Below are 22648 nucleotides of genomic sequence, written 5' to 3'. Positions count from 1 at the left end.
GTAGTGTTTCTTCGGTAGGCTAATCATTTAAAACAGCTTCACCATAGTCAAAATTTGATATTTGCCTTTTTATCTCATATATATTCTCTTGAAAGCCTTCATATTCTTCAGATGAAACACGTTTAAGGGATTCATATAAATCCACTTGGGCATCATAACTTATCCCGACATTATTGATTACCGTTATTATTTCATTTTCATAATAAAAGCTATCTTTTTCAATAATCATCGGTTTACCTAAATTTATGCAGTCAAAAAACGTAGCACTAGCTCGAAGAGCATAAGATTCCTTCTCTAAATTCATATATATATAATCAGATTTCACAATCTCACTTTGCAACAAATCGAATGCTATCATTTTATCATTTGATATATTAAAACCATACTTTTCAGGCAAGTACTTAACGTCTTCAGCCAGTACCCCCAAATGCTTGAACTTAATGGTGCCTTTATACTTATTGACTAACTGATAAAACTTTTCAATATTTTTGTCTTTACTGCCTATTCCTATGAAAGAAACAATCAATTCTTCACTACAGTGTCTAATATTCCTATGTTTCTCATCGTATAAATAAGGCAGCGGTATAACTGAGTAATTCACACCATGTAACTTATTTAACTCATTCATTCTCACTTCAATATGCTTACCTAATATTAGATACTTTATTTTCTTTGAATTAAGTATTTTTAACCATAATTCGAAACATAGCATTTTTTTCAACCATGAATATCGCCCCGAACAGGAGTTTCGATTTAATGTTGTTAATATTGCATGTGGAATAAGTACAATTTTTTTTCCACAAATAATATTTAACAATTTAATGACAACTTGACTTGTTTCATTTACGGAAAGAAATAAAAAAACAGAACTTTTATTACTCGTAATAAAAATTCGAGAAATAGTTATCACTTCATTAAAAACTCTTTTAAAAAAATTATCTCTCACTACCTTAATAGGAATAAAGTTGACTTTTTTTTCTTGTTCAGGAGTCATTCTCAGCAACGTTAATACTTCAATCCCATGTTTTTTATCTGCATAAAAATTTATTCCGATAACGCTCTTGTCATCAAGCAATGACTTTAGAAAAGTTATATTATTTATTAGATGTTCTTTCCCTATACAGAATGGTTCGATTACATTAACTTTCACTTATTCTTTCTCCATATAGCTACATTCAGTGTGTAAACAAACATGTAATAAATTATTAAATATGCAATTATTTTTAAAAATGCGGAGGCCACCGCAATTTCTATAGTAATAAAGCTATCGACTATTAGATAGCACAGATATGCGATAAAATAAAAAGGTATGATTGTTTTTATTTGACTGTAATCATATAGACCATCACTCTTACCCATATGAATAACAATCAACCAAGAAATCATAAAAGAAAGGGCTAAGCACTGAATATAAACATTTGAGTCAAATAGACACGCCCCAAATAAAATCAAAATAGATATAATATGCTTAATAATATCTATTCTAAGGTATTTTTTTGTTTTCCCTAAGGCAGTTAATCCAAGCATATTAATACTGATAAGTGGTAAGAATGAATATCCAATTGCCATGTATTTAATAATAAAAGATACGTAGCTCCAGTTGTCATTTAGCACTACCGAAACAAATTCATTTGAAACTAAGCTAAATGCAAAAAAAAGAGGTAGTACATATGTAGAATACACCCTCACCTCTTTTTCTATTATAATATTGATTTCATTACTTTTCTTACCCACCATTTTCACATAAATATATCGTTGGATATATGTAAAAATCGTAACGTTAGCAGTGGAAAGGTACATATTACTCTGATAATATGCTCCTAATATTGATTTATCATATACCTTACCTAACATCATATTTGATATATTATTAACAAATGAGGCAAGAACCGATCCTAAAATTAAACTCGAACAAAAACTCCAACTTCTAGCAATAAATTGAATGTCAAAATATAACTTAGGCCTCCAAGAGGATTGGAAAAAGAATATGAATGTCGATGTTAAGTTTTTTATTGTGATTAGTGCAATAATTGCCCATACCTCATATTCTAGATGAGTAAACAATATTGCAAAGCAAGCCCCTAACAAAGATGATATAAGTAAATTAAATGCTATATGCCTATTTTTTCTTTCTATAATTAACTTTGTTTTAGGTACAATCGCTATAGAAGAAATTATAATATTTGATAGCATATATGGTAATATTTTTATTACTTCAGCTTCATAAAACCATGTGGAAATACATAAAACGAAACCACTAAATAGAAAAGATATGAAAAGAGTTAGCCAAAAAATACTACTTTCCATCACATTATTTAGTGATTTCTTTTTATATATTAAGTATTGTGTATAGCCAGATTCACTTACGGCTTGGCCTATTGCTACAAAAACCATAGTCATTGCAATCAAACCGAACTCAGACGGTTGAATGATTTTAGCCATGTAAATATTAGCTAACAATGTTATTAATTGTGAACCAAACTTTTCAATTAAGATCCATAACATAATTAATTTTTCATAATACCCTTTGTATCAACCAAATAATCAGAATTAATTGTCTTGGCTTTAAACTCTTTATGGTCTACTAATAATACATGAATATCTACTTCTTCACTTGCAAAGTCAAAATCACAAAGTTCAACATTAGTTAGTGATTTTGGTAATTCATGGATATTTGGTTCTACAACAATAACTTTACCTGCATGCATATCAACAATTTGTTGAGTAATCAACATCGCGGGACTCTCTCGTAAATCATCTATATCAGGTTTAAATGCTAAGCCATAGCAAGCAATTTTTACCTCTTTTGCTGTTTTATTTGGATTAAATTGTAAAAAATCAGCAATAGCTAATTTAACTTTATTAATTACCCAATCAGGCTTAGCATCATTTACTCTACGTGCAGTATGAATTAACTGTGCCTCTTCTGGTGTCTTAGAAACAATAAACCATGGATCAACAGCAATACAGTGGCCGCCAACTCCAGGCCCTGGTTGTAATATATTAATACGCGGATGGCGATTCGCTAATGAGATCAATTCCCAGACATTAATATCTAGCTTGTCACAAATAATTGAAAGCTCGTTAGCAAATGCAATTTGAACGTCACGACAGCTATTCTCTGTCAACTTTGCCATTTCAGCTGTTCTAGCATTTGTAATAACACAATCACCTTTAACGAATGTTTTATAAAGTTCAACACTACGCTCGGAACATTTATTTGTTAAGCCACCAATAACGCGATCATTTTCAACAAGTTCACGAACGACATGGCCAGGTAATACACGCTCAGGGCAGTGTGCAACATTTACATCAGCCTCTTCACCTACATTTTGAGGAAAGGTTAAATCTGTGCGTTCCTGCGCTAGCCATTCTGCCATTTGCTCGGTAGCACCAACTGGCGATGTCGATTCTAGGATTACTAAGTCACCTTTTTTAAGTACTGGTGCAATCGCTTTACTTGCAGCCTCAATATAGCAGAGGTCTGGTTCAGGAATTTCACCTTCCGCACATTCTTTAAATGGTGTTGGTACCGCAATTAAAAATGCATCTGCTGTTTCAGGTGTCGTAACCGCCTTTAAATAACCTTCTGTTACGGCTGCATGAACAAGGATATCTAATTCTGGTTCAACAATGTGTATTTCACCTTTATTAATGGTATCTACAGCATGTTGATTTACATCGACACCAACCACTTTTTTCTTGCGAGATGCAAACATTGCTGCCGTTGGCAGACCGATATAACCTAAGCCTATTACTGAAATAGTTTCAAATGACATTTATTTATACCTAATAATTATTTGTTTAATTCTTCTAATATTCTCTTACAAGCTTTACCATCACCGTATGGATTATGTGCATAGCTCATTTCTTCATATGCTTGAGTATCGGTAAGTAATTTATTCAATTCAGATGTGATTTTCTCAACACTTGTACCTACCAACTTAACAGTACCTGCATTTACCGCTTCTGGACGCTCTGTTGTATCACGCATTACCAAAACCGGTTTACCTAATGATGGCGCTTCTTCTTGAATACCGCCCGAATCAGTAAGGATGATATTTGCTTGCATCATTAGGTAGATAAACGGTAAATATTGTTGCGGTTCAATCAATTTAATATTGTCAATTCCAGATAATATACGATTCACCGGCTCACGCACATTAGGATTTAAATGCATTGGGTAAACAATCTGTGTTTCTGGATGCGCTTGTGCTGTCTGAGCGAGAGATTCACAAATGCGTTCAAAACCACCACCAAAACTTTCACGTCTATGCCCTGTCACTAATATTAATTTTTTAGACTTATCTAAGAATGGAAACTGTGAAGTAAGGGACTCATTTAATACTACATCTGTATCTATTTTATTTTTTACCATTAACAATGCATCAATCACTGTATTACCGGTTACTGATATATCATCTGGATTAAAATTTTCTCTGAGAAGGTTTTCTTTAGAGGTTTCCGTTGGTGCAAAGTGATATTTTGTTAATACGCCAGTTAAGCGTCGATTTGCTTCTTCCGGCCACGGTGAGTAGATATTACCCGTACGTAGACCTGCTTCTACATGGCCAACTTCAATTTGCTCATAATAAGCAGCTAAGCTTGCAGCAAATGTTGTTGCCGTATCACCATGAACAAGAACCACATCTGGTCTAAAGTCTTGTAAAACAGGTTTCAACTCTTGAATAATACGAGATGTAACATCATTTAATGTTTGACCTGCTTTCATTAAATTCAAATCATAATCAGGCGTAATTTCAAACAACTCTAATACCTGATTAAGCATCTCACGATGCTGGGCTGTCACACAGCATTTTGACTCAAAGCGATCGTCCGCTAATAAAGCATGAACTAAAGGCGCCATTTTAATAGCTTCAGGGCGAGTACCAAAAACAGTAAGAACTTTTTTCTTTGTCATAATTAAGCCTAAGAAGATTGAAAAAGTAGAAATGATTCAGTTATAGCAAACAACCAAGACACGCTACCGCCCGCAGGTGATCGCGCATCCCTGGCGCATGAAATTCATTGATGTGAGTTTTGGTAGAAGCTATTACGCAGTGCTAACTAAAACGCTTCGCTCTAAAAACAATAAAATCAAAAGAAAAAAGAGCCAAATAAACGACTCTAGCTCTTATAGTAGCGAAGCGAACTAGTCTCTAGTCTTCTGCATTTTAGCGCTGCATTTTAGCGCTGCATTTTAACTCATTTATTAACATAATTCATCTTTTCACCCCTTAATATTACGCTTTAATTTGCCATTATTTGTAATATCATGCGTATTTGTGCGCTCTGTATGTATTGGTTTCCTAATCGATACATCGTGGGTTTATCTGTTCCATTAATGACCTCTATATCAATAAACATGCTGGCGTTTCTCAAAACAGAACGAAATGCGTATTCACCGTGCATTGATAACTGCTGGCAAATGTATGCTTTGCTTATCGGAGTCGGGTAGACTTTCTGCATTAGCTCTAGTAGCTCTCGCGGACGGCCATTAGCTAATGTAATATGTCTTGCTAAAATTTGTTGTTTTTCAGATTGTTTTAATATCTTCATTCGCGGTCCCTAGCTTATTTATTCGGTCTTATTTTTGTATTTACTTATTGTTGGTTTTCTCTAACATGGCTTGAATGCGGTGCTCTATTGGCTCTTTTGTTCCGCTTTTTCTATGAGCGTCCACCAAAACATCAATGTGCCTTATCGGTAATCCAGTGGTTGATGCTGACTTTTCTATTGGATAATAAGTGGATTTATGGCTTTTGGCTGTAGAGGAAGAGAGAGCTTTGCCGCTGCGTCGTAGCCAGTTGTTAACAAAATGCCCTAACTGCTCAGGCGGGCGTTGTTTATTCGGGTGAACGACTAACCAAGCACGTATAGCATTTAGCTCGTCCATGACCTTTAGATTAGGATAACTTTGCACTAGCACTTAATAAAACTCATCGTAAATGGCTTGTTCACCTTGTGTGGTCGGCAAGCTGATAACGGCTTGCGTTTGTTCCTCTTTCTTTTTTTCATTCTGACTGCTTATGTGTGCAGTTGTGACCCCCTCTGTGAGTGTCTCTACTTCCCCCTCCTCAGTGCGTAAACTGCACACCTCAATATGACTGTCTTTTGGAATGCGCAGTTGATACAAGTTACTTCGCTGTCGCCCTCGATTATCAAACCGCTTTACTCGCTCAACAAAACCTAAAGTTTCTAATTGTTTGATGTGATTTTTTGCGGTACGGACAGAGAGTTCACAATATTGCGCTAGGTAAACGTAGGAAGGAAAGCACATACCATGAACATCTGCGTTATCCGCTAACTTAAGTAGTATTAACTTGCTGATGGGTGATCCGGTTTTTAGTGCCATGCATGCCGAGACTAAATGGTGACTCATCTGTTTCTCCTCGTATAAAAATAATGACTCATGACTTAACGGGAGATATTCGAATGAGGGATTTGTTTTTTATCTGCTTCTTATTCTTTTGGTGCGCATTTCTCATTTGGTGTTACTCCGTTAACGTCAGCACATAGAAAGCAACGCTCTCGCTCGAAAAACACACAATTCAATATTTTTTACGCATCCCTTTTTCTGTTTTTATTTATGCCAATATCTTGTTTTTCATAAGGATAATATTTTACGTTTTATTTATCCCTACTCGTTAATTTCACAATACAGTGGCGCTTCGACTGTACAAAATCACAGTAAATCTACACAAAAAGGAGAGGTTATGACCAAAGCGATACCAAGATTCATTGCTCTTTATTCTGCTACGTCTGCCAGTATTGAAACTCATCAAGGAGGTGAGCTTTTCTCACGCTATGAGGATGGACTATCCCCTACCCGTGAGGATTTTTTACACCATTTACTTGATGTACAACGCTCATCCACTTAGCTTTTATGTCGCTTATTTACGTTGGGTTGATACTAATCCCCGTTATTTCTCGGCATTAATCCAGGCGCTGCATCAACACCTTTATCTGCCTTTATCTTTAAGCCGTCAGCATCAACACGCTGTGGTATTGGCTACCCTCTATTTTTTATTAACGGATGCGGTGCTAAACCATGAGTATTATCAAGAGGGGGTGACTCGAGCAGTCTCAATTTCAGAGGCGATACGCTGTTATGGGGCTGCTTATTCTTGTGATGAGGTTGATGCGGTACTGGTAGAGGCGGTTCTCAATCAATACCACTGGTTAGCGCAGGGTTATCATGCGTTTGTGGCAGGGTTAGAGCTAGATGAGATAAATACCGTAGTGACGATAAATAACACTAAGGGGAAGCATGATGCATAACCCTCCTCTTCGTTACATTACGGTACATTGCAGTGCGACTCAGGCTGGCGTAGATATTGGGGTTGATGAGATCCGTCAATGGCATCTAGCACGAGGTTGGCGTGATATCGGCTATCATTTTGTGATCCGTCGTTGTGGTGTGGTAGAGCTTGGTCGCCCACTGTCTAAAATGGGGGCTCATGTGCGCGGTCATAATAAAGGCGTAAGCGCTTAACTAACCACACATATTAATATGAATCATGCTTTGCCATAGTATCTTTTTAATCGGAGGTATTATGAATCAGCAAAGTAAGCCCGATCATTGGGCTAATATTTTAGAGCAGCAGAAAGAAAGTAACCTATCTATCAAGCAATTTTGTATTGATAATGAAATAAGCTACCAAACCTTTTATTACTGGTCAAAGAAGCTCAGCGAATCAGAAGTCACAACAAAAATTCACCCCATTATCGTGACAGAGCCTACACAAGAGCAGTCAAATATTGTAGTGCTGACATTCAATAATGGCCTTCGTGCTGAGTTACCAGCAAACCTTAATTCCAAACAAATCAAACATTGGATTGAGGCATTGCAATGATACAGTCAGGAAAGGTTTACCTCGTCGTTGGCGTCACCGACATGAGAAAATCCACTGATGGCTTATCACTCATTGTCGCCGAAACGCTGGAAATGGACCCATTCAGTGAAGCCTGGTTTATTTTTTGTAATCGCAATCGAGATAAACTCAAGATCTTGTTTTGGGATACCAATGGCTTTTGGCTTTATTATCGGCGCTTAGAAAAAGGGACGTTCAAATGGCCAGTACCCAATGTTAATGGTGCGCTCCACATTAGCAGACAACAACTCAACTGGCTTTTATCTGGACTGACTTTATATCATGCCAAAGCTCATAAGCCGTTATTTAACCTAGAAGTGTGATCGCTGATAATGATCATCAAATTGGACTTGAACGATCCTTTTTCGATGTCACACTTAGGGTAATTAAACAATCTTGAGCTAAAGCATGACCGATCTTCCTGATGATATTGAGCAACTAAAAGCGATGCTACTTGAACTTCATTATCAAAATGAAGTCAAAGAGAAGCTGCTTGTCGCCAAACAAGAAGAAGTCGCTGAATTAAAAACTCAAGTTGAACTCTTGATTGAGCAATTAAACCTGAATAAATCCAAGCGCTTCTCATCGCAAAGTGAAAAAGTACCAAAAGGTACTTTTAATGAAGCTGAGCAGCAAAAGTCGCTTCCTAAATCTAACGATGAGAAGAAAAAAACAGGTCGCAAGCCTCTACCAAAAGAGCTTGAGCGTGAGATACACAAGCATGAACTCAATGCACCTTATTGTGAGTGTTGTGACGAACCATTGCACGAATGTGGTGTAGAAACCTCAGAAGAGCTTAAAATCATTCCTCAAAAGGTCAGTGTTATTCGTCACGAACGCACTAAGTACGCTTGTCGCCAATGTGAAAAAACACAAACCAAATCCAAAATCATCACCGCACCAAAGCCCGCTAGCATGATCCCAAAAAGCATGGGAAGCGCAAGTGCTTTCGCGGCGGTAGTCACCGCAAAATACGTAGATGCACTGCCACTGTATCGTCAGGTAGATATCCTAAATCGATCTGACATTGATATAAGCCGAGCAACGCTTGCTAATTGGTGTGTTCAGTTGGGTAATAAAGTGAAACCAATCATTGATGAGATGAAATCAAGGCTGCTTAATGAAAAACTTATCTGCGCAGATGAAACCACAGTACAAGTGCTACGCGAAGAAGATAGAAAAGCGCAAAGCAAATCTTATATGTGGGTTTACCGTAGTGGTGAGTTCATTAAAAACCCTGTTGTTATCTATGATTATCACCCAAGCCGTGCAGCAACGTGTGCAAAAGACTTTTTAGGTGATTACTCAGGGTATTTACTCTCTGATGGCTACAGCGTATACGACACATTAGATGCCGTGACACAAGCAGCGTGCATGGCACATGCCCGTAGAAAGTTCACCGATGCACAAAAAGCGTCACCCTCTAAAAAAGCGGGAAAACCCGAAAAAGCCCTCAACTTCATAGCCAAACTTTACGGTGTAGAAAGAAAGACAAAGGGATTATCCGCAAATGAACGACAGAAGATAAGAAAACAGGAAGCTGAGCCAATATTGAGTGAATTTAAAGCGTGGCTTGATGTTCAAAATGTCTTACCCAAAGGGGTATTAGGTAAAGCTATCGCCTACACTCAAAAGCAATGGCCTAAATTACTCACCTATCTTGAGGATGGTGATATCAGCATCGATAATAATGTCACAGAAAGAGACATTAGGCCGTTTACCACAGGTAGAAAAAACTGGATGTTCTCGACTTCTGTCGAGGGTGCGAAGGCGAGTGCTAACTTGTATAGCTTGGTAATGACATGCCGCGCTAATGACATTAACCCGTATTATTACTTCCAGTATTTATTTACGGAGTTACCTAAACGTGATCCAGCCGATGATATGTCAGATCTTATGCCGTGGCTCGTTGAAATGGGTGATGCCGAGTAAAGCATCACTAGTTCATTGAGCGCTTACGGTTTGATTGCTCAGTTGCAACACCAATTTGAGATTAAGGATGAGGATGTGAGGGGGCATAATGAGTGGGATAGTGGCAAGGCGTGTCCGGTGATGCTGATTAAGAACTAAACGAGAAACTAGAGACTTATATGGACTCCCTAACAACGTCAAGTGAGTAATTTGATAAAAACATGGTTAGATGCGGACTTATATACGGGCTACTTTTGAAGGAGCTACCTTCGCCCTAAGATGTTTTCGCACCAATAAATCAAAACTAGACGACGGCTTTTTATGCCATAGTTTCTCACTGATTTTTATTGGTTGGTCTTACCTGTTTTTTCGCATTACATTGACGTATTCGGGCTAAGCCTCAAGCAATTGAGGCTTATATTCGGTGTTGCTTATTAGAATGGCGTAAGCCGTTCTTATATTTTTATTAATTAAAGCGACAGCTGCTACTTTTTTTCCTCTTCGCTCAATTAGTGCTTTTAGCCATTGTTCCTTTACTGTTCTTGCTGCTCTTTTCGATAAAAAAGATACCACTGACATTGCTCCATTAAATAAAACACTGCGGAGTCTTTGTCCTGAGCTTTTCTTAGCAATACTACCAATATTTTCTTTTCCTCCAGAGCTGTGCTGAACTGGAGTGACACCAATACAAGCAGAAGCTGCTCGTCCATTGGTAAACGCTTTACCATCACCTAGTGCAATAACTAAACCAATAGCTCCTAAAGGTCCTACCCCTTCAAGTTTCATGAACTTTTGGCACTGATGATTTTTCTGAACTTCGACCTCAAGTTGCTCTGTTATTGAATCTAAATGTTCAACTTGATGGCGGTAATTTTCCCATTGGGAAAATAAAACAGCTCTTAATGAATGAGGTAGCTCATTTTCTGCATCTTCAAAAATATAAGGCATTGCTTCTCGAAGTGCTTTATCGCCTTTTGCTATCGTTATTCCAAACTCTCCAAGCAATGAACGAATTTGATTTGAAATGGCGATACATTGAGATTTCTGTAAATCCCTTATTCGTTCTAAAGATTGTAAGCCTTGCTCATCAATCGTTAGTATCCTGGTTGGCTTTATCGTTATTTGTGTTGCTGCAACGGCTATTGCCAAAGCATCATTTCTATCTGTTTTTTGTGACGTTCTGAATGCTTTTACATGACGAGCATGCATCGCTTTTACTGGCAGACCTAGCTTTAACGCAAAGCGCGACCAATACTGACTGGAAGCGCATGCTTCCATAGCGACCAAGCAATCTTTTTCCCTACTAAGCAGCTCTTTTAATCCTTTTCTAGAGACTGCTTTGTTGTAAGAGATCTTATTTTTTGACGTAACCTTGCATACCTGAAGAACATCTTTTGCCAAATCAATAGCAATGATAGTAGGATTACTCATGTGTGGACTCCTTTGGTTGCTTTCTTTGTCGAATTCAAACCGTACACCCTCAAAGGGAGGGAGTCCATACAACTAGACCGCTTCGCTCCTATAAAAACAAGATCAAGAGCAGAAGCGCACAACTGCTCTTGACCTTTCTAGTTTCTAGTTTCTAATTCAGTATCTTCCTTTCTAAACGCAAATCTAACCAGTACAACCGCAACCCCCAACATACCACCTAGCAAGGTCGCTAACACACAAATCAACGCACGTTTTGGTCCGGCTTTCTCTTCTGGGATAACCGCTGGGTCTATGGTTTTAAAAGCAAACTCCGCTTCAACCTCTGCCAACATTAAGTTTTTGGTTTGGTCTTCAATTAACTGATAAAACACTGAGCGCATGTCTGAGATATCGGTTTTTTGTAGTTGCTGCTCTAAATAGCCGATATTGCGTTTGGTTTCAGTAAGGGATTTATCTTTCATCCATAGGTTCAAATCAGCCACTAACCATTCTACCCATTGCTGAGCAACAATTGGCGAGTAATGCGTTACCGATAAGGTCACTAAACCTGAATCTTTCGAATCAGCGGTGCTAAATACTTCTTTAAACTCTTTATGCGCTTCCCAATCGGTTGGGATCACGGATTTACCCGGTGCAACTTCACGTACCCATTGCTTGGTTTCTGTATTGTATAACTCTGGGTCTATGACTAATTCACCAGAGCCTTCATTCCACTCAGTGCTTGCCAGTAATGGCACTAATAAATCATGCTTGGTAATAAAAGCATTAATAAATTGTCGAGATTGCAAGGTAGCTAATGACATCGCTTTACTGTCTGTACCACCGCCGCCAATATTAATACCGGCTAATGAGGCTAAGCCGCCTAACTGCCCTGCCATTGCCGCAAGGCCACCGCCGCCACTGCTCTCGCCTGCGGGGGCTAATACCACTTCTGCTTTATAAGTGTTTGGTTGTGATAAAGCAAATAGCACACCGCCAACGGCAAAAATAAAGGTGGTTGCGATGATTATCCATTTGCCTTTCCACAGTGCGCTAAAGAGCTCACGTAGGTCGATCTCATCGTCGGTGGGCATTGCCTGTGGAAACGCTAAATGTTGAGGGTGTTGAAGTTGTTGTTTTTCATTCATGCTAGAAACTAGAAACTAGAGGCTAGAGACTATAAAAGCTTGGTTTATTTGGCTTTTTGAGTCTTTATACTCTTTGTTTTCCTTATATTTATTGTTAAAAAAGTAAGAGAAGGTAGGAGCAGGATTAAGGCAGGAGCAGGGAAAGAGATGATCTTACCTGCTCCTACCCGCTTTTATCTGCTTTTACCTTTTCTTCCCTGCTCCTACCTGCTTTTCCCGCTTTCGCCTTCTCTTCTTGCGCTTTCCTGCTTGGCTTTTATTAGGCCTTTTAGCATTGCTGATACTTGTTTTGCTTCTATCACTAACTCTTTAGCTTTATTAGACTCTAAGTACTCGATTTCAATTCCGATATAAATCTGAGTGATTAACTCTGCTAATGAAGCGTTGGCTATATTAAAAAAGCGTATTTTTTCTTTTATGCTTTCTCGCTCTTCACCTTCAGCAATATTAGAAGGAACAGATAAACCCGCCCTTGTTATTTGATCTTTAAAACCAAAATCTTTTAAGTTTTTTGTGAGTTTATAAACAGTACAACTTAAACGACAAGATCTTTTCCAAACATCAAGATTTTCAAAATTCATCACAATCCCTTCTATAAGAACAAGTAACAGAGCAAGTCTTTTCCTTAAACCTGCTCCTACCTTAAACCTGCTTTAATCTTTAATCGCGCTCCACGCTACACCGATTTGATACAAGATCTGCGTTGCTGAAGTTAACGTACTTAGGCCATCTAGGTAATCGGTATCTAGCGGTACGATGATGGTATCGCCAGGGGCTAGTGGCTTATCGCTGCGGCTAAACCAGTATGAGTTATTTGGGATCATCACTGAGCCATCTGCTCGTACTACATAAATACGATCAGTATCGGCTTGTTTTTTGGTGCCACCCGCAGCTTCAATGTACTCTTCCACTGTCATGTTTGGTTCAAACAGTTGGTTTGAGGCAAACTGAACTTCACCCATAATGCTTATCACCGGGTTTCTTGCTGGAATGTACAGCTTATCGCCTTTTTCTAGCATTAAGTTGGCAATTTTATCCCCTTCGATCGCTCTTGGGATAGAAATAACCATGCGGCCCATCGCTTCTGTTTTTGCTAACTCATCTGCAATTAACAGTGCATCAGATGGCTGTGTTGTATATTGCGCGCTTGACGTTTGGCGACGCATCGCTAAGTTACCAATCTCTTGCTTTAGTTGCATGTTTAAGATTTTTAAACGCTCTTCCTCTAAGCGTTTTAATCGTTCACGGCTAAAGACTGATCCATCAGCGTATGCATATTCTGTTAAACCACCGGCACGCTCAATCACCTCTTGCAACGTCTCACCACGGGTAAATGAGTACGTACCAGGGAACATCACTTCACCTTGCAGTTCAATGGTGTACCCTTCTTGCCAATTTGGTTTGGTTTTTACAATTACACGATCTTGACCTGTTAAAGTAAAGTTCTGTTCACCATCTACTGATAGTGCCTCTCTTAACGAGATTTTTCTCTGTTCGGTAATAAGCTCACTGCCGTTTACGTCACGAACCGTCCATTCAGCACTGTCTAAATACGCTTCTTCCGTTAAGCCACCTGCGGCAGTAATGACTTGTTTAATAGTTCCTGTTTTTGATAACGGGTAGATACCTGGGTATTTAACGGCTCCGCTGATTTCAATTAATGGGGCTGGGTTATCTAATGTCGCTTGTGATTTTAAACGGTCAATAATTGGCGTTAACAGCTTTTCGCGACTCTCTTGTCTTAGTTTTTCACTTTTAGATACCGTATCACCGTCATCCGTTTTTAACTTGGTTGCTGATTCTGTTTTTATTAGCGCGCCCGTTGCCGCGTCAATGGTTTCAATACTGCGCTGCTGTCCTACCGCGTTCAGGTCATTAACCCCATTCATACCTTGTTGAGGAGAAAGCGATTGACTTGGGTGTTGAGATAACGCTTGATTTTGATATAACTGAGCTTGCGCTAATTGCTGCTCGGCTAGTTTTTTCTCTTCCTCTTTACGCTTTTGCTCTCTTTCATCGGCGTAAGATCCAAACCAATACTCTAGATCTAACCCGCTATTGAACACAAAGATTTGATCACTTTCTTGCAGGCTCAAGTTTTCTTTTGAGTTAGGATTTGCGATGGCTTCACCTAGGTTAAATTGCAGCACTTCAATATCACGCTGTTTATTGATTTCACGTACAATTAACGCGTAGTTTAAATCGGCACTTTGTTTTAAATCGGTACGAACAGAAGAGACAATATCGCTCACCTTCATGCCTTTTTTAAAGTTGTAGGCGCCTTGTCTTGCAACTTCACCACGCAGTGCTACGGCATTATTTAATGACTCTGCCGCTTTTGATACCACCACTTTATCACCATCTTTAATGATGAAGTTTTTACCCTTTGATGTGCTCATGTCTACGGTAAATTGCTCGTAGCCATTTGACCCCATGCGCGTAATATTTATTTTAGATAAAAAAGCATTTGGCTGTAAGCCACCACCAAAAGAGAGTAAACGAGAAAGAGTGGTTTTGCCTTTTAATTCATAAATTGCAGGGCGCTTTACTGCACCATCGAGCTCAACGCTTGAGTTTTTGGTTGGGATATACAGGGTATCGCCACTGAGTAATCTAACATCGCTGCGTGAATCGCCTTTTAGCAGTAAGTCATACACATCAAAGCGCTCAACCACTTTGCCTTTACGCTTAAGTTCGACATGACGTAGGCTGCCTGATTCTTTAATTCCACCACTGGCAATCAATGCTTGGGTCACGGTCGTTAGCCCGTTGACGTTATAAGCCCCCGGTTGTGTGGCTTCACCCACCACATACACTTGCATAGTTCGCATTGCGCCCATTGAGACCAGTACATCTACCCCTAACATTTTCTGTTTGATGATGTTGGTTAAATGGGTTTGCATATCTGCAAAAGTTTGGCCTGAAACGGCAATAGGACCAAACTCAGGGAAGTTTAAACGGCCTTTTCTATCAATAACTAGGTTTAGCTCTTCGCTGCTTTTACCATAAATTTGAATGGCTACTTCATCACCCGGTGCCATAACATAATCATTAGGTACTGGCAGGTTATCAACAGGCGTTAATGTATCGACTTCCCCTGCAAACATCTCATAACCAAAAGGTTGTAATTTACCTTCCTCTTCCTCTGCCAGTTTTTTCATTTGCTCGTCATACGACAATTCTTTTGGCGCATTGGCTCTGATTGGGTCTTGAGGAACCGTTTTCGTTGCGCTGCCTTTTGATGAGCTAGCTCCGGTTAATACACTGATATCCACCCCATATTGGCGAGCGAGTTGCTCTTGCTGGGATTTTGGTAATTTTTGAAATTGAGAAATTTGATCAGCGCTTGGCGTAAAGGCGATAGCACTGGTGCTTATCATGGCAAATAAGCTAGCAGTAAGTGTTTTTTTCATCATCATTGATATTCAATACGCTTGTTAAAATCAGTTAAAAGATAAAGATTTAAAAAATAAAGAGTTAAAATCTAAATTCGTAACCTAACGATGCATTGATTTGGTCATCGCTAGTTGTGGTGTTCATTTGTGTGTAACCAAGCCCTAAATGCACCATGCCTGAGGCGGCCGGTAATCGGTAATTGGCTTGAGTCGTATTACGTTGGTTATTATGGCTACTTTGGGTACCGTTCCATTCTGATTGTTGATAACTCAAACTTACGTTATGGTCATTGCTCATTTGTACATATAAAGCAACTGAGTAACTATTATCAAAATCATACGTTGTCTTGGCTACACTTAAATGCGTTGATGGGTAGCCGCTTGAGTGAGAGCTAAACGACCCTTCATGATCTGAGGTGCTTTGTTGAGATTCAAGTACTAAGCGTACCGTTTGTCCTTCAATATTCACACTGCCACTCCAACCTAATAGCAAGGCACCTAATTCTGTGGTGTCCTCGGTTGAGGCAAACTCAGCATACACGCTGTGATACAGTTTGGTTTGGTTCTCAGCATCGTCATTAGAGAAGTTTATCGATGGTAAGGTTAACTTCGCATCAAAGGCGGCTTGCTTAATGCTGTCGTCTGAATGACTGCTGTTATTACTATCAAACCAGACTTGATACGTTAACCCATATTCAAAAAATGAAAAGGGTTTAGATACAAAGCGTGTCGCATTGTGGTAATTAAATTCTGCGTCATCGGGTTTTGCGACGAAGGTTTCAATATTCCAGACACCAAATAGCTTATTTTGTCCAATATAACTGGCACTGATATCCGGTGCGGCTTTGGCGTAAGACCCAAGAATTAGGTTGTGTTGCCACCCTTGTCCCCACCATCTATCTACCGTTCCGATAAAGAATAACCAAGCGCCTAAATTAAGTGATAGATAGGAGTCATCCCAGCGAATATCATCTTCACCTTGATAACTTGAATAGCCAGTCGTCACTCGAAACGCATAGCTAGTATCAAGGTATTCATAACTTGCTGACGCGCCCCACTTATCTTTACTAAATTGGCCAAAGCCCGTTGATGGTGCCTCTTCATTACTGGCGATAAATTTAGCTGAACGTTGACCTCGATTTAACTTCGCTGAGTTCATACTATAACGTAATTCTCTTTGCGCTTGTGTCACAGACAAGTCATGAGACACGTTATTGTTGGTAATGTCATCACCAAACAACGACCAGCGCAATGGGTATTGATTGGTCGGTGAGGCTATCACACCAGAATCAGACAGCACCAACAACGAGGAGCGTAAAAAAGGATCGTTCGCTTCTAGCCAAGGTGAAGCTACGGCAGAAGGGGTTACTAATATCGACGAGAAGCAACACGCTAATGCCGTCGCTATTGGCGTGAGGCTTCTTTTTTTATTGGTGACTGCATTAACCATGTGATTGTTCATTAGAATCGGTGCGTCCAATTGCCCCATGCGGCTAGGTTATTATCGTCTTTTTGGCTGCTTTCTGGGTACTCTGAGTGCGTATACTCTGCGGCAAGTTCTATTTCCCCGATACTAATAGGGAATAGGTAGCTTATATCCATATTCCAGGCGTTTTCGGCTATTGGTGTGACTTGATTACCACCATGCCCATCACCTTTATTTAAGTTGTCTTTATTTAATTCTAGGTACCGTACATTCGCCTTCCAACGATGGCCTGTTTTGTGCGCAAACCCAATAAAACCTAGTGTGTAAGTATTGGCGTCATTGTCGTAGGTTGAACCCATTACACGCTTGTTATAGCGATACCCTGTTTTGTAAGCACTGTGTTCATAAGCACAACCGTAAACACCACCACAACTTGGCATGGTTTCTGAGTACTCAAAAAATGTGGTTATGCTTTGATTGGCATATTGATAGGAAACATCAGCACCATACAGGTAACTTTTAGCTTGGAAAGGCGGAAAGCGATCAATACGGAATGCATCTTCACCCATTGATTCCCAATATACGCTGTAAGGTACGCCATTAAAGGTGTCTCCCCAACGAGCATCAACTGAAGCTAACTGGTTTGCAGGGTTTTCACCAGACCATACGTTGGTATCACCCGTAAACATGCGCCACCAGGTATCGAGATTACACGATTTTTCATAGCCTGATTCTGGGTTATTTCCACACAATTGCGCGGCACGAGAAACGCCAAATTCAAAGTTAGGATGCGGTTTAATGGTGCCTCGGAATGTCCATAACAAGGTGTCGTCCATGTAACGTTCATCGTCCATTTTGCTGACACCGGTGGTCATTGTCCATGGCCCTAACCATTCTAATACGGGTACATCAAACGCTTCTGGATTGTGACGAGTGAGTGATAAGCCAGGTAATGGACGTGCATTGGTGCTTTTTAATAAGGTGGTATCCCAACCTGGGCCATACCACTGATCTTGATAGCCGGCACTAAAAACCCAGTTACCCCAAATAGCAGCAATATATGAACCATCTAAACGCACTTCTTCGTCATTAGAGGCATCATATGAATAGGTTGCTTCAAGGTTATATGACCACCATGAACCGCTATCGGTCACGGCTGCCGTGGCTTCACCTTGTTCACGTACTGGTGAGCCAAAATGTTGGAATCGAACGGGCTCTGTTGCCCCACCGACTTCAAACTTAACATTGGTGTTTTGTGACTGAGAAAAAGCGGCTTGAACTCGACGAACCGCATCAGAGACCATGGCTGACTCGACATTACTGCCATTCGTTTTGATGTTGTTAATGATGCCATCCCACATTAATGGGTAGGTGGTAATAGGTACGGTAATGACGCCGGCATTGGCAAGAAGTTGAATGTCTGCACGTAAGTGTAAATCGTTAGGCTCTATCCATGGGGCTGCATTAGCGACACTTCCGAAGAGGAATGTGCTTAAAAGTGATATTACACGAAGTGGCTTATTCATAGTTTTATCAAAAGTTGTTTTAAAAAAGAGCAGTATTGTAGCAATAAGTTGGTAATTCGGATATGAAAAAATAGGCGTGATTGGTTAAAGATTGTGAATGGGGACCGAAGAATTAGAGACTAGAGACTAGAGACTAGAGACTATAGGAGCAAAGGAAGAGCAGGGTTGAGGTTTCAGGGTTCAGGTTTAAGAGCGGACGCGGTTGGTTTGGCTTTTGTTCTCCCCCTTTTTTACCTTACTTTTTAGGGTAATGGTGGTAAAGGGGGAGTTGGTTAGACGCTATATGTTTCGCTAACTAGAGGCTATAAAAAACGGCTCATAAATCTATATTAGCGAGTTACAATCGTATATTCATAATTAAATAACTCAGCAAGCTCCGAATAAGCTAAAGCAGGTGGTAAAATTGCTTCTGCGTATAATGAATCACCAGTATAGTTTCTACCATTACCATAAGTGATAAAGGAATTAATTAATTTCTTATCTGTATGAACTGTATTTAACAATGAAATAGTAACTTCATCTCCAGATTTAGCTTCATCAATATGTATAGGTAATGATACTGGCACATAAGGAACCAATACTTGATCTTTAGTACTAAACATTGAGTAATGTGTTGTACCTGTTGTAAAGGTAATATGTGATGCCTTTATATTATCTAAGTAAGTAAGCCCTATTGTATTAACTTCGCAAATATATCCACACGATACAGTTGGTGTCGTGTCGTTAAGTAAATTTGCATCAAAATCTACATCTACAGTATTACCTACAATATTTTTAATATCTAATACGCCCCATTGCTTATGAGTACCTTCATACTTAGCTGAATAAGTATACGATGTTGTAGGGCTAGCAGGAATCTTTACAAAAAAATCATCAGCATAAGCGTTCCAATCAAACCAATCAAATGTATCATTTTTATATTTAGATCTGATAGTTAAATGATTAAATTCAGTATTAGTAATATTAGTGATATATGCTACTAATTGTTCCTCAGCTTTTTCTAATTCTATCGTTGTTCCTGCTGTTGATAATGTTTTACTATCTTGATAAGCAAACTCATTTACAACCAAGTCACCATAAGAATTCATATTATATCCAGTAAATAGTACTTGTTCACCAGCATTAATTACTGTTAAATTTTCTTGGCTACTACCTGGTTTTATGGCACTTTTACCATCAAAATATGTATCTGAAGATGTATAGCTACTATTATTTTTTAATGTAACATTCTTAGATGTAGATGATACAAGTAACTTATTATCAGTATAACAAGATGACTCTTCACCTTGAGCTTGCTGGATTTTAATAATTGAATCCGTTAAGAGGGCACCCTCAATAGAAAATATGTGTGTATCTTTACTCGTTGAAGTGTCAACAATAGCAATAGACCAATCTTTTGGGACATCATTACTTGTAAATGTTAATACACCTTTAGAGCTGATATTATTAACATCAATCGTTGAGTCATCAACAACATCATTATTTTCATCATAAACCAAAATAGCTCTAACTTTTTTAGCATTCAAAGCATAAGTATATTTCCACGTTTGAACATCCTCTGGATCTACTTTATTAATATTAAAAATAGTCGGTTCAACGCCACACTGCTCAAGCATGTCTGCCTTAGTTCTTGTCTCCATCTGAACAAACTGCCAAGTATATTTAGTTGGAGCAGGTGAACCGCCGCCGCCGCCGCTATCGCCGCCGCATGCTGTTAAAAGTAAAGTACTGAAAAGCCCGATTGGGATCATCTTATTCATCGTAATTCGTATCCGTTGTTATCAAAATCATCTTGTTTAAATAATGCACAATCTGTGCCAATAATATTGACGAAGTTTTGACATTCAGTCATATAAAAAGCGAGTAATCCTGCTCTTATCTTAAGCTCTTATAGGAGCGAAGCGGTCTAGTCTCTCGTTTCTAGTTCCTAGTTTTTACACGTCGACTCATAATCTTCAAGCGTCAAAAGACCTCGAAGAATAAATCCATGATAACGCGCTTCAACAAGTTGATACTCTAACTCGGGTGCAAACAAAAAAGTGACATGCTCTGCGCCTGTTTGCTCCACAGGGATAACTTCTAACTCTCCCCACTTTTCAAATATCTTAATTTGCTTTTGGTGCACTTGGTATTGATAAGGCTCAATGCCATCAGAAGCTTGACGATTTAAACGAAACGCTTGTTTACCTTGCAGTAAGTTTTCACGAATTTGAATCGATAACGTATCTACATCCCTTAATGGAATATCTTTAGAAATATAGCTCGATGCTTTGCCATCAATATCAACGGTTGATTGATGTCCACCGTCAGTAAAGGTGACTTTCATATCTCTTGAACGAAAGCCGGATACTTTTTGATGAAACTTGTCGGTTATCCATTCATGATCTAAGTCTGACCAAGATACTTCAGCGCTTTGTGAATAAGCGGTGCCAATACCTAGAATACTGGCTTTACTGTTTGAAACAATGCTCGCCTTTTTACCTTGCCACGCTTCTACTCGCTTCATTTCTCCGGTGTGGATACCACTTAAATAAATATCGTAACTTGAGGTAATTGAGCACGACGATAATTCATTGGCGGCGGCAGATTGTCCCCCAACACCCATCACTAAAATGAGATAAATAAGACGGAACCGCATTAGAATACTTCGTTTACATTTAGGTAGAAATTGGTTTCATTTTGACCGACACCAATATCCGCACGCAAATTGATGTTGTCTTTAATTCGGAATCGAAAACCCGTGCCGTAAGATGTCATTAACTCATCACTTAACTCATTCACGCTTGGTGCGACACTGCCAACCGCTCCCCAAAAAACCATACCATAGCGTTGGAAAATTGGCAGTCGGTATTCTGCTTGCCCCATCATCATTTGATCGTCTCGGTATCTGCCTTTAATGTAGCCTCTCATCGCACTTGAACCACCAAGATCTGGCATTACATTCCAAGGGACATCACCTTGAGTGAAGTGACCTTGAATCTGCCACGCGATAAGGCCGGGCAAACCGTTTAAATCAATATAATTGGCAATTTCTAAGTCATAAGTTGAAAAAGAATCTGTTTTATCGTTATGGTATAAACCAGCATCAAGCTGAACTAACCAGCCTTTGGTGGCGTTAAGGCGATAATCCCTAGAGTCATATACACTAGTGACAATAATCCCTGAGCTAAGGTTATCTGGTAAGTGTTGGTTTGATTGATAAGTGTAACCAGTGGCAACCTGCTCTAAATTTTCGGCTTTGGCGTACGTTAAGTCTGCACCAACACCAATAAAATAATTATTCGCGACTTCTGTCATCCAACGCGGTTTAAAACTGTATACTTGCTCGTCAAACTCGTGGTGGTTACTGTCTTGATTTCCTTGTTCTATTCCTTTGCCATAATACACTGCGGCTTCATTATGCAGCTCTAATTCAAGTAATAACCTCTGTTTTCCTTGATTAAAAAAGCTCATGTTCTCGATTGAAACGCCATAAGATTTGTTCATTGAAACAAATGAATTAACTACTAATGAGGAAGGTTGCTCTTCAATGGCTGCATTTTCTGTTTTATATAAACCAACCATCAGCAAACCTACCCCAAACTTTTTCTCTGGCGTGTAATAGGCTGTTGGTAAGTAGCTCATATCGATGGCTTTACTGTCATCAAAACCACCATCGGCACCAAAGACATCTAATAGGTTATCAACCCACGTTGGCTCCATGTCTTTTGGCGTTTCAAATAAAGGCTCAACTTCAGCGAATGATGGGGTTGAGGTGAGTAAGAGTGTGCTAAGTATTATGCGTTTCATTTAAGTCATTCTGTTATGAGTTGTGGTGTAGATATACGCTACGCTAACTAGAGACTAGAGCGCTTCGCTTCTATAAGGGCAAGAGAAGAAGCTAACTCTAAAGGAGAGCAGCCTTTGATCTTCCTGAAACCTGAAACCTGAAACCTGAAACCTATTTTTCGTTTTTGAC

General features: G+C 39.2%; 21 protein-coding genes and 1 pseudogene. 6 read left to right on the top strand and 16 right to left on the bottom strand.

All coding sequences use genetic code 11. The features are described from left to right. Window positions 1-19: 19 nt before the first annotated feature. From PVK63_RS09350 to PVK63_RS09320, 7 genes are all read right to left on the bottom strand, one after another. A complete protein-coding gene (locus PVK63_RS09350; protein WP_274440226.1) occupies window positions 20-1150 on the bottom strand; it encodes a hypothetical protein in 1131 nt (376 codons plus the stop codon). Continuing rightward, window positions 1147-2505, bottom strand: coding sequence for an oligosaccharide flippase family protein (locus tag PVK63_RS09345; protein ID WP_274440227.1), 1359 nt, complete (start codon window positions 2503-2505; stop codon window positions 1147-1149). The genes PVK63_RS09350 and PVK63_RS09345 overlap by 4 nt, the downstream gene beginning before the upstream one ends. Before the next feature lie 2 nt (window positions 2506-2507). Continuing rightward, the gene (gene wecC, locus PVK63_RS09340; protein WP_274440229.1) at window positions 2508-3779 is read right to left on the bottom strand and encodes a UDP-N-acetyl-D-mannosamine dehydrogenase; all 1272 of its coding nucleotides are present in this window, start codon (window positions 3777-3779) and stop codon (window positions 2508-2510) included. A 17-nt stretch (window positions 3780-3796) separates the two neighbouring features. Beyond that, entirely contained in the window at window positions 3797-4921 is a 1125-nt protein-coding gene (wecB, locus tag PVK63_RS09335) for a non-hydrolyzing UDP-N-acetylglucosamine 2-epimerase (protein ID WP_274440230.1), read from the bottom strand. 329 nt (window positions 4922-5250) lie between these two features. Then, window positions 5251-5559 (bottom strand): hypothetical protein, encoded by a 309-nt coding sequence (locus PVK63_RS09330; protein WP_274440231.1) that lies wholly within the window; start codon window positions 5557-5559, stop codon window positions 5251-5253. Between the two features lie 40 nt (window positions 5560-5599). Next, window positions 5600-5896, bottom strand: coding sequence for a hypothetical protein (locus tag PVK63_RS09325; protein WP_274440232.1), 297 nt, complete (start codon window positions 5894-5896; stop codon window positions 5600-5602). Window positions 5897-5929: 33 nt separating this feature from the next. After that, window positions 5930-6382, bottom strand: coding sequence for a helix-turn-helix domain-containing protein (locus PVK63_RS09320; protein WP_274440233.1), 453 nt, complete (start codon window positions 6380-6382; stop codon window positions 5930-5932). A gap of 334 nt (window positions 6383-6716) precedes the next feature. Here PVK63_RS09320 and PVK63_RS09315 point away from each other — a divergent pair, with 334 nt between their 5' ends. From PVK63_RS09315 to tnpC, 6 genes and pseudogenes are all read left to right on the top strand, one after another. Then, on the top strand, window positions 6717-6881 hold the full coding sequence (locus tag PVK63_RS09315; RefSeq protein ID WP_274440234.1) for a hypothetical protein: 165 nt from the start codon (window positions 6717-6719) through the stop codon (window positions 6879-6881). Further along, complete coding sequence (locus PVK63_RS09310) at window positions 6859-7281, top strand: hypothetical protein (RefSeq protein WP_274440235.1); 423 nt, start codon at window positions 6859-6861, stop codon at window positions 7279-7281. The genes PVK63_RS09315 and PVK63_RS09310 overlap by 23 nt, the downstream gene beginning before the upstream one ends. Beyond that, window positions 7277-7480 (top strand): annotated as a pseudogene (locus PVK63_RS09305) (N-acetylmuramoyl-L-alanine amidase); the annotation flags it as partial. The gene PVK63_RS09310 and the pseudogene PVK63_RS09305, both read left to right, overlap by 5 nt. A gap of 76 nt (window positions 7481-7556) precedes the next feature. Then, the gene (gene tnpA, locus PVK63_RS09300; RefSeq protein ID WP_130045268.1) at window positions 7557-7856 is read left to right on the top strand and encodes an IS66 family insertion sequence element accessory protein TnpA; all 300 of its coding nucleotides are present in this window, start codon (window positions 7557-7559) and stop codon (window positions 7854-7856) included. Further along, window positions 7853-8197, top strand: a complete 345-nt coding sequence (gene tnpB, locus PVK63_RS09295; protein WP_274440236.1) for an IS66 family insertion sequence element accessory protein TnpB — start codon at window positions 7853-7855, stop codon at window positions 8195-8197. The genes tnpA and tnpB overlap by 4 nt, the downstream gene beginning before the upstream one ends. Before the next feature lie 85 nt (window positions 8198-8282). Next, the gene (tnpC, locus tag PVK63_RS09290) at window positions 8283-9806 is read left to right on the top strand and encodes an IS66 family transposase (protein WP_274440237.1); all 1524 of its coding nucleotides are present in this window, start codon (window positions 8283-8285) and stop codon (window positions 9804-9806) included. Window positions 9807-10178: 372 nt separating this feature from the next. Here tnpC and PVK63_RS09285 read toward each other — a convergent pair whose 3' ends face one another. The 9 genes from PVK63_RS09285 to PVK63_RS09245 form a co-directional block, all read right to left on the bottom strand. After that, window positions 10179-11216 carry an IS110 family transposase gene (locus PVK63_RS09285; protein ID WP_274440211.1) on the bottom strand — a complete coding sequence of 346 codons (1038 nt, stop codon included), beginning with the start codon at window positions 11214-11216 and terminating at the stop codon, window positions 10179-10181. A 137-nt stretch (window positions 11217-11353) separates the two neighbouring features. Further along, complete coding sequence (locus PVK63_RS09280) at window positions 11354-12343, bottom strand: Wzz/FepE/Etk N-terminal domain-containing protein (protein ID WP_274440238.1); 990 nt, start codon at window positions 12341-12343, stop codon at window positions 11354-11356. Window positions 12344-12546: 203 nt separating this feature from the next. Continuing rightward, window positions 12547-12924, bottom strand: a complete 378-nt coding sequence (locus PVK63_RS09275) for a four helix bundle protein (protein WP_274440239.1) — start codon at window positions 12922-12924, stop codon at window positions 12547-12549. A 72-nt stretch (window positions 12925-12996) separates the two neighbouring features. Continuing rightward, the gene (locus PVK63_RS09270) at window positions 12997-15762 is read right to left on the bottom strand and encodes an SLBB domain-containing protein (protein ID WP_274440240.1); all 2766 of its coding nucleotides are present in this window, start codon (window positions 15760-15762) and stop codon (window positions 12997-12999) included. 58 nt (window positions 15763-15820) lie between these two features. Continuing rightward, entirely contained in the window at window positions 15821-17188 is a 1368-nt protein-coding gene (locus tag PVK63_RS09265; RefSeq protein WP_274440241.1) for a capsule assembly Wzi family protein, read from the bottom strand. Between the two features lie 11 nt (window positions 17189-17199). Continuing rightward, on the bottom strand, window positions 17200-18690 hold the full coding sequence (locus PVK63_RS09260; RefSeq protein WP_274440242.1) for a capsule assembly Wzi family protein: 1491 nt from the start codon (window positions 18688-18690) through the stop codon (window positions 17200-17202). A gap of 329 nt (window positions 18691-19019) precedes the next feature. Beyond that, window positions 19020-20450 (bottom strand): hypothetical protein, encoded by a 1431-nt coding sequence (locus PVK63_RS09255; RefSeq protein ID WP_274440243.1) that lies wholly within the window; start codon window positions 20448-20450, stop codon window positions 19020-19022. Window positions 20451-20617: 167 nt separating this feature from the next. Beyond that, the gene (locus tag PVK63_RS09250) at window positions 20618-21328 is read right to left on the bottom strand and encodes a hypothetical protein (protein WP_274440244.1); all 711 of its coding nucleotides are present in this window, start codon (window positions 21326-21328) and stop codon (window positions 20618-20620) included. Beyond that, window positions 21328-22479: a BamA/TamA family outer membrane protein gene (locus PVK63_RS09245; protein ID WP_274440245.1), complete on the bottom strand. Its 1152-nt coding sequence runs from the start codon at window positions 22477-22479 to the stop codon at window positions 21328-21330. The genes PVK63_RS09250 and PVK63_RS09245 overlap by 1 nt, the downstream gene beginning before the upstream one ends. Between the last annotated feature and the right edge of the window lie 169 nt (window positions 22480-22648).

It is taken from the genome of Aliivibrio sp. S2TY2 (assembly GCF_028765525.1).
In the GTDB taxonomy this organism is placed as follows: Bacteria; Pseudomonadota; Gammaproteobacteria; order Enterobacterales; family Vibrionaceae; genus Aliivibrio; species Aliivibrio finisterrensis_A.
Note: the sequence above shows the minus strand (reverse complement) of the source record. Positions and strands in the feature narration are given on the sequence as shown.

What these genes read in the sequence shown, in the direction of transcription:
- PVK63_RS09345 (WP_274440227.1), bottom strand. Translation starts at nt 2,505, where the DNA reads ATGTTATGGATCTTAATTGAAAAGTTTGGTTCACAATTAATAACATTG.
- wecC (WP_274440229.1), bottom strand. Translation starts at nt 3,779, where the DNA reads ATGTCATTTGAAACTATTTCAGTAATAGGCTTAGGTTATATCGGTCTG.
- wecB (WP_274440230.1), bottom strand. Translation starts at nt 4,921, where the DNA reads ATGACAAAGAAAAAAGTTCTTACTGTTTTTGGTACTCGCCCTGAAGCT.
- PVK63_RS09330 (WP_274440231.1), bottom strand. Translation starts at nt 5,559, where the DNA reads ATGAAGATATTAAAACAATCTGAAAAACAACAAATTTTAGCAAGACAT.
- PVK63_RS09325 (WP_274440232.1), bottom strand. Translation starts at nt 5,896, where the DNA reads ATGGACGAGCTAAATGCTATACGTGCTTGGTTAGTCGTTCACCCGAAT.
- PVK63_RS09320 (WP_274440233.1), bottom strand. Translation starts at nt 6,382, where the DNA reads ATGAGTCACCATTTAGTCTCGGCATGCATGGCACTAAAAACCGGATCA.
- PVK63_RS09315 (WP_274440234.1), top strand. Translation starts at nt 6,717, where the DNA reads ATGACCAAAGCGATACCAAGATTCATTGCTCTTTATTCTGCTACGTCT.
- PVK63_RS09310 (WP_274440235.1), top strand. Translation starts at nt 6,859, where the DNA reads ATGTACAACGCTCATCCACTTAGCTTTTATGTCGCTTATTTACGTTGG.
- tnpA (WP_130045268.1), top strand. Translation starts at nt 7,557, where the DNA reads ATGAATCAGCAAAGTAAGCCCGATCATTGGGCTAATATTTTAGAGCAG.
- tnpB (WP_274440236.1), top strand. Translation starts at nt 7,853, where the DNA reads ATGATACAGTCAGGAAAGGTTTACCTCGTCGTTGGCGTCACCGACATG.
- tnpC (WP_274440237.1), top strand. Translation starts at nt 8,283, where the DNA reads ATGACCGATCTTCCTGATGATATTGAGCAACTAAAAGCGATGCTACTT.
- PVK63_RS09285 (WP_274440211.1), bottom strand. Translation starts at nt 11,216, where the DNA reads ATGAGTAATCCTACTATCATTGCTATTGATTTGGCAAAAGATGTTCTT.
- PVK63_RS09280 (WP_274440238.1), bottom strand. Translation starts at nt 12,343, where the DNA reads ATGAATGAAAAACAACAACTTCAACACCCTCAACATTTAGCGTTTCCA.
- PVK63_RS09275 (WP_274440239.1), bottom strand. Translation starts at nt 12,924, where the DNA reads ATGAATTTTGAAAATCTTGATGTTTGGAAAAGATCTTGTCGTTTAAGT.
- PVK63_RS09270 (WP_274440240.1), bottom strand. Translation starts at nt 15,762, where the DNA reads ATGATGATGAAAAAAACACTTACTGCTAGCTTATTTGCCATGATAAGC.
- PVK63_RS09265 (WP_274440241.1), bottom strand. Translation starts at nt 17,188, where the DNA reads ATGGTTAATGCAGTCACCAATAAAAAAAGAAGCCTCACGCCAATAGCG.
- PVK63_RS09260 (WP_274440242.1), bottom strand. Translation starts at nt 18,690, where the DNA reads ATGAATAAGCCACTTCGTGTAATATCACTTTTAAGCACATTCCTCTTC.
- PVK63_RS09255 (WP_274440243.1), bottom strand. Translation starts at nt 20,450, where the DNA reads ATGAATAAGATGATCCCAATCGGGCTTTTCAGTACTTTACTTTTAACA.
- PVK63_RS09250 (WP_274440244.1), bottom strand. Translation starts at nt 21,328, where the DNA reads ATGCGGTTCCGTCTTATTTATCTCATTTTAGTGATGGGTGTTGGGGGA.
- PVK63_RS09245 (WP_274440245.1), bottom strand. Translation starts at nt 22,479, where the DNA reads ATGAAACGCATAATACTTAGCACACTCTTACTCACCTCAACCCCATCA.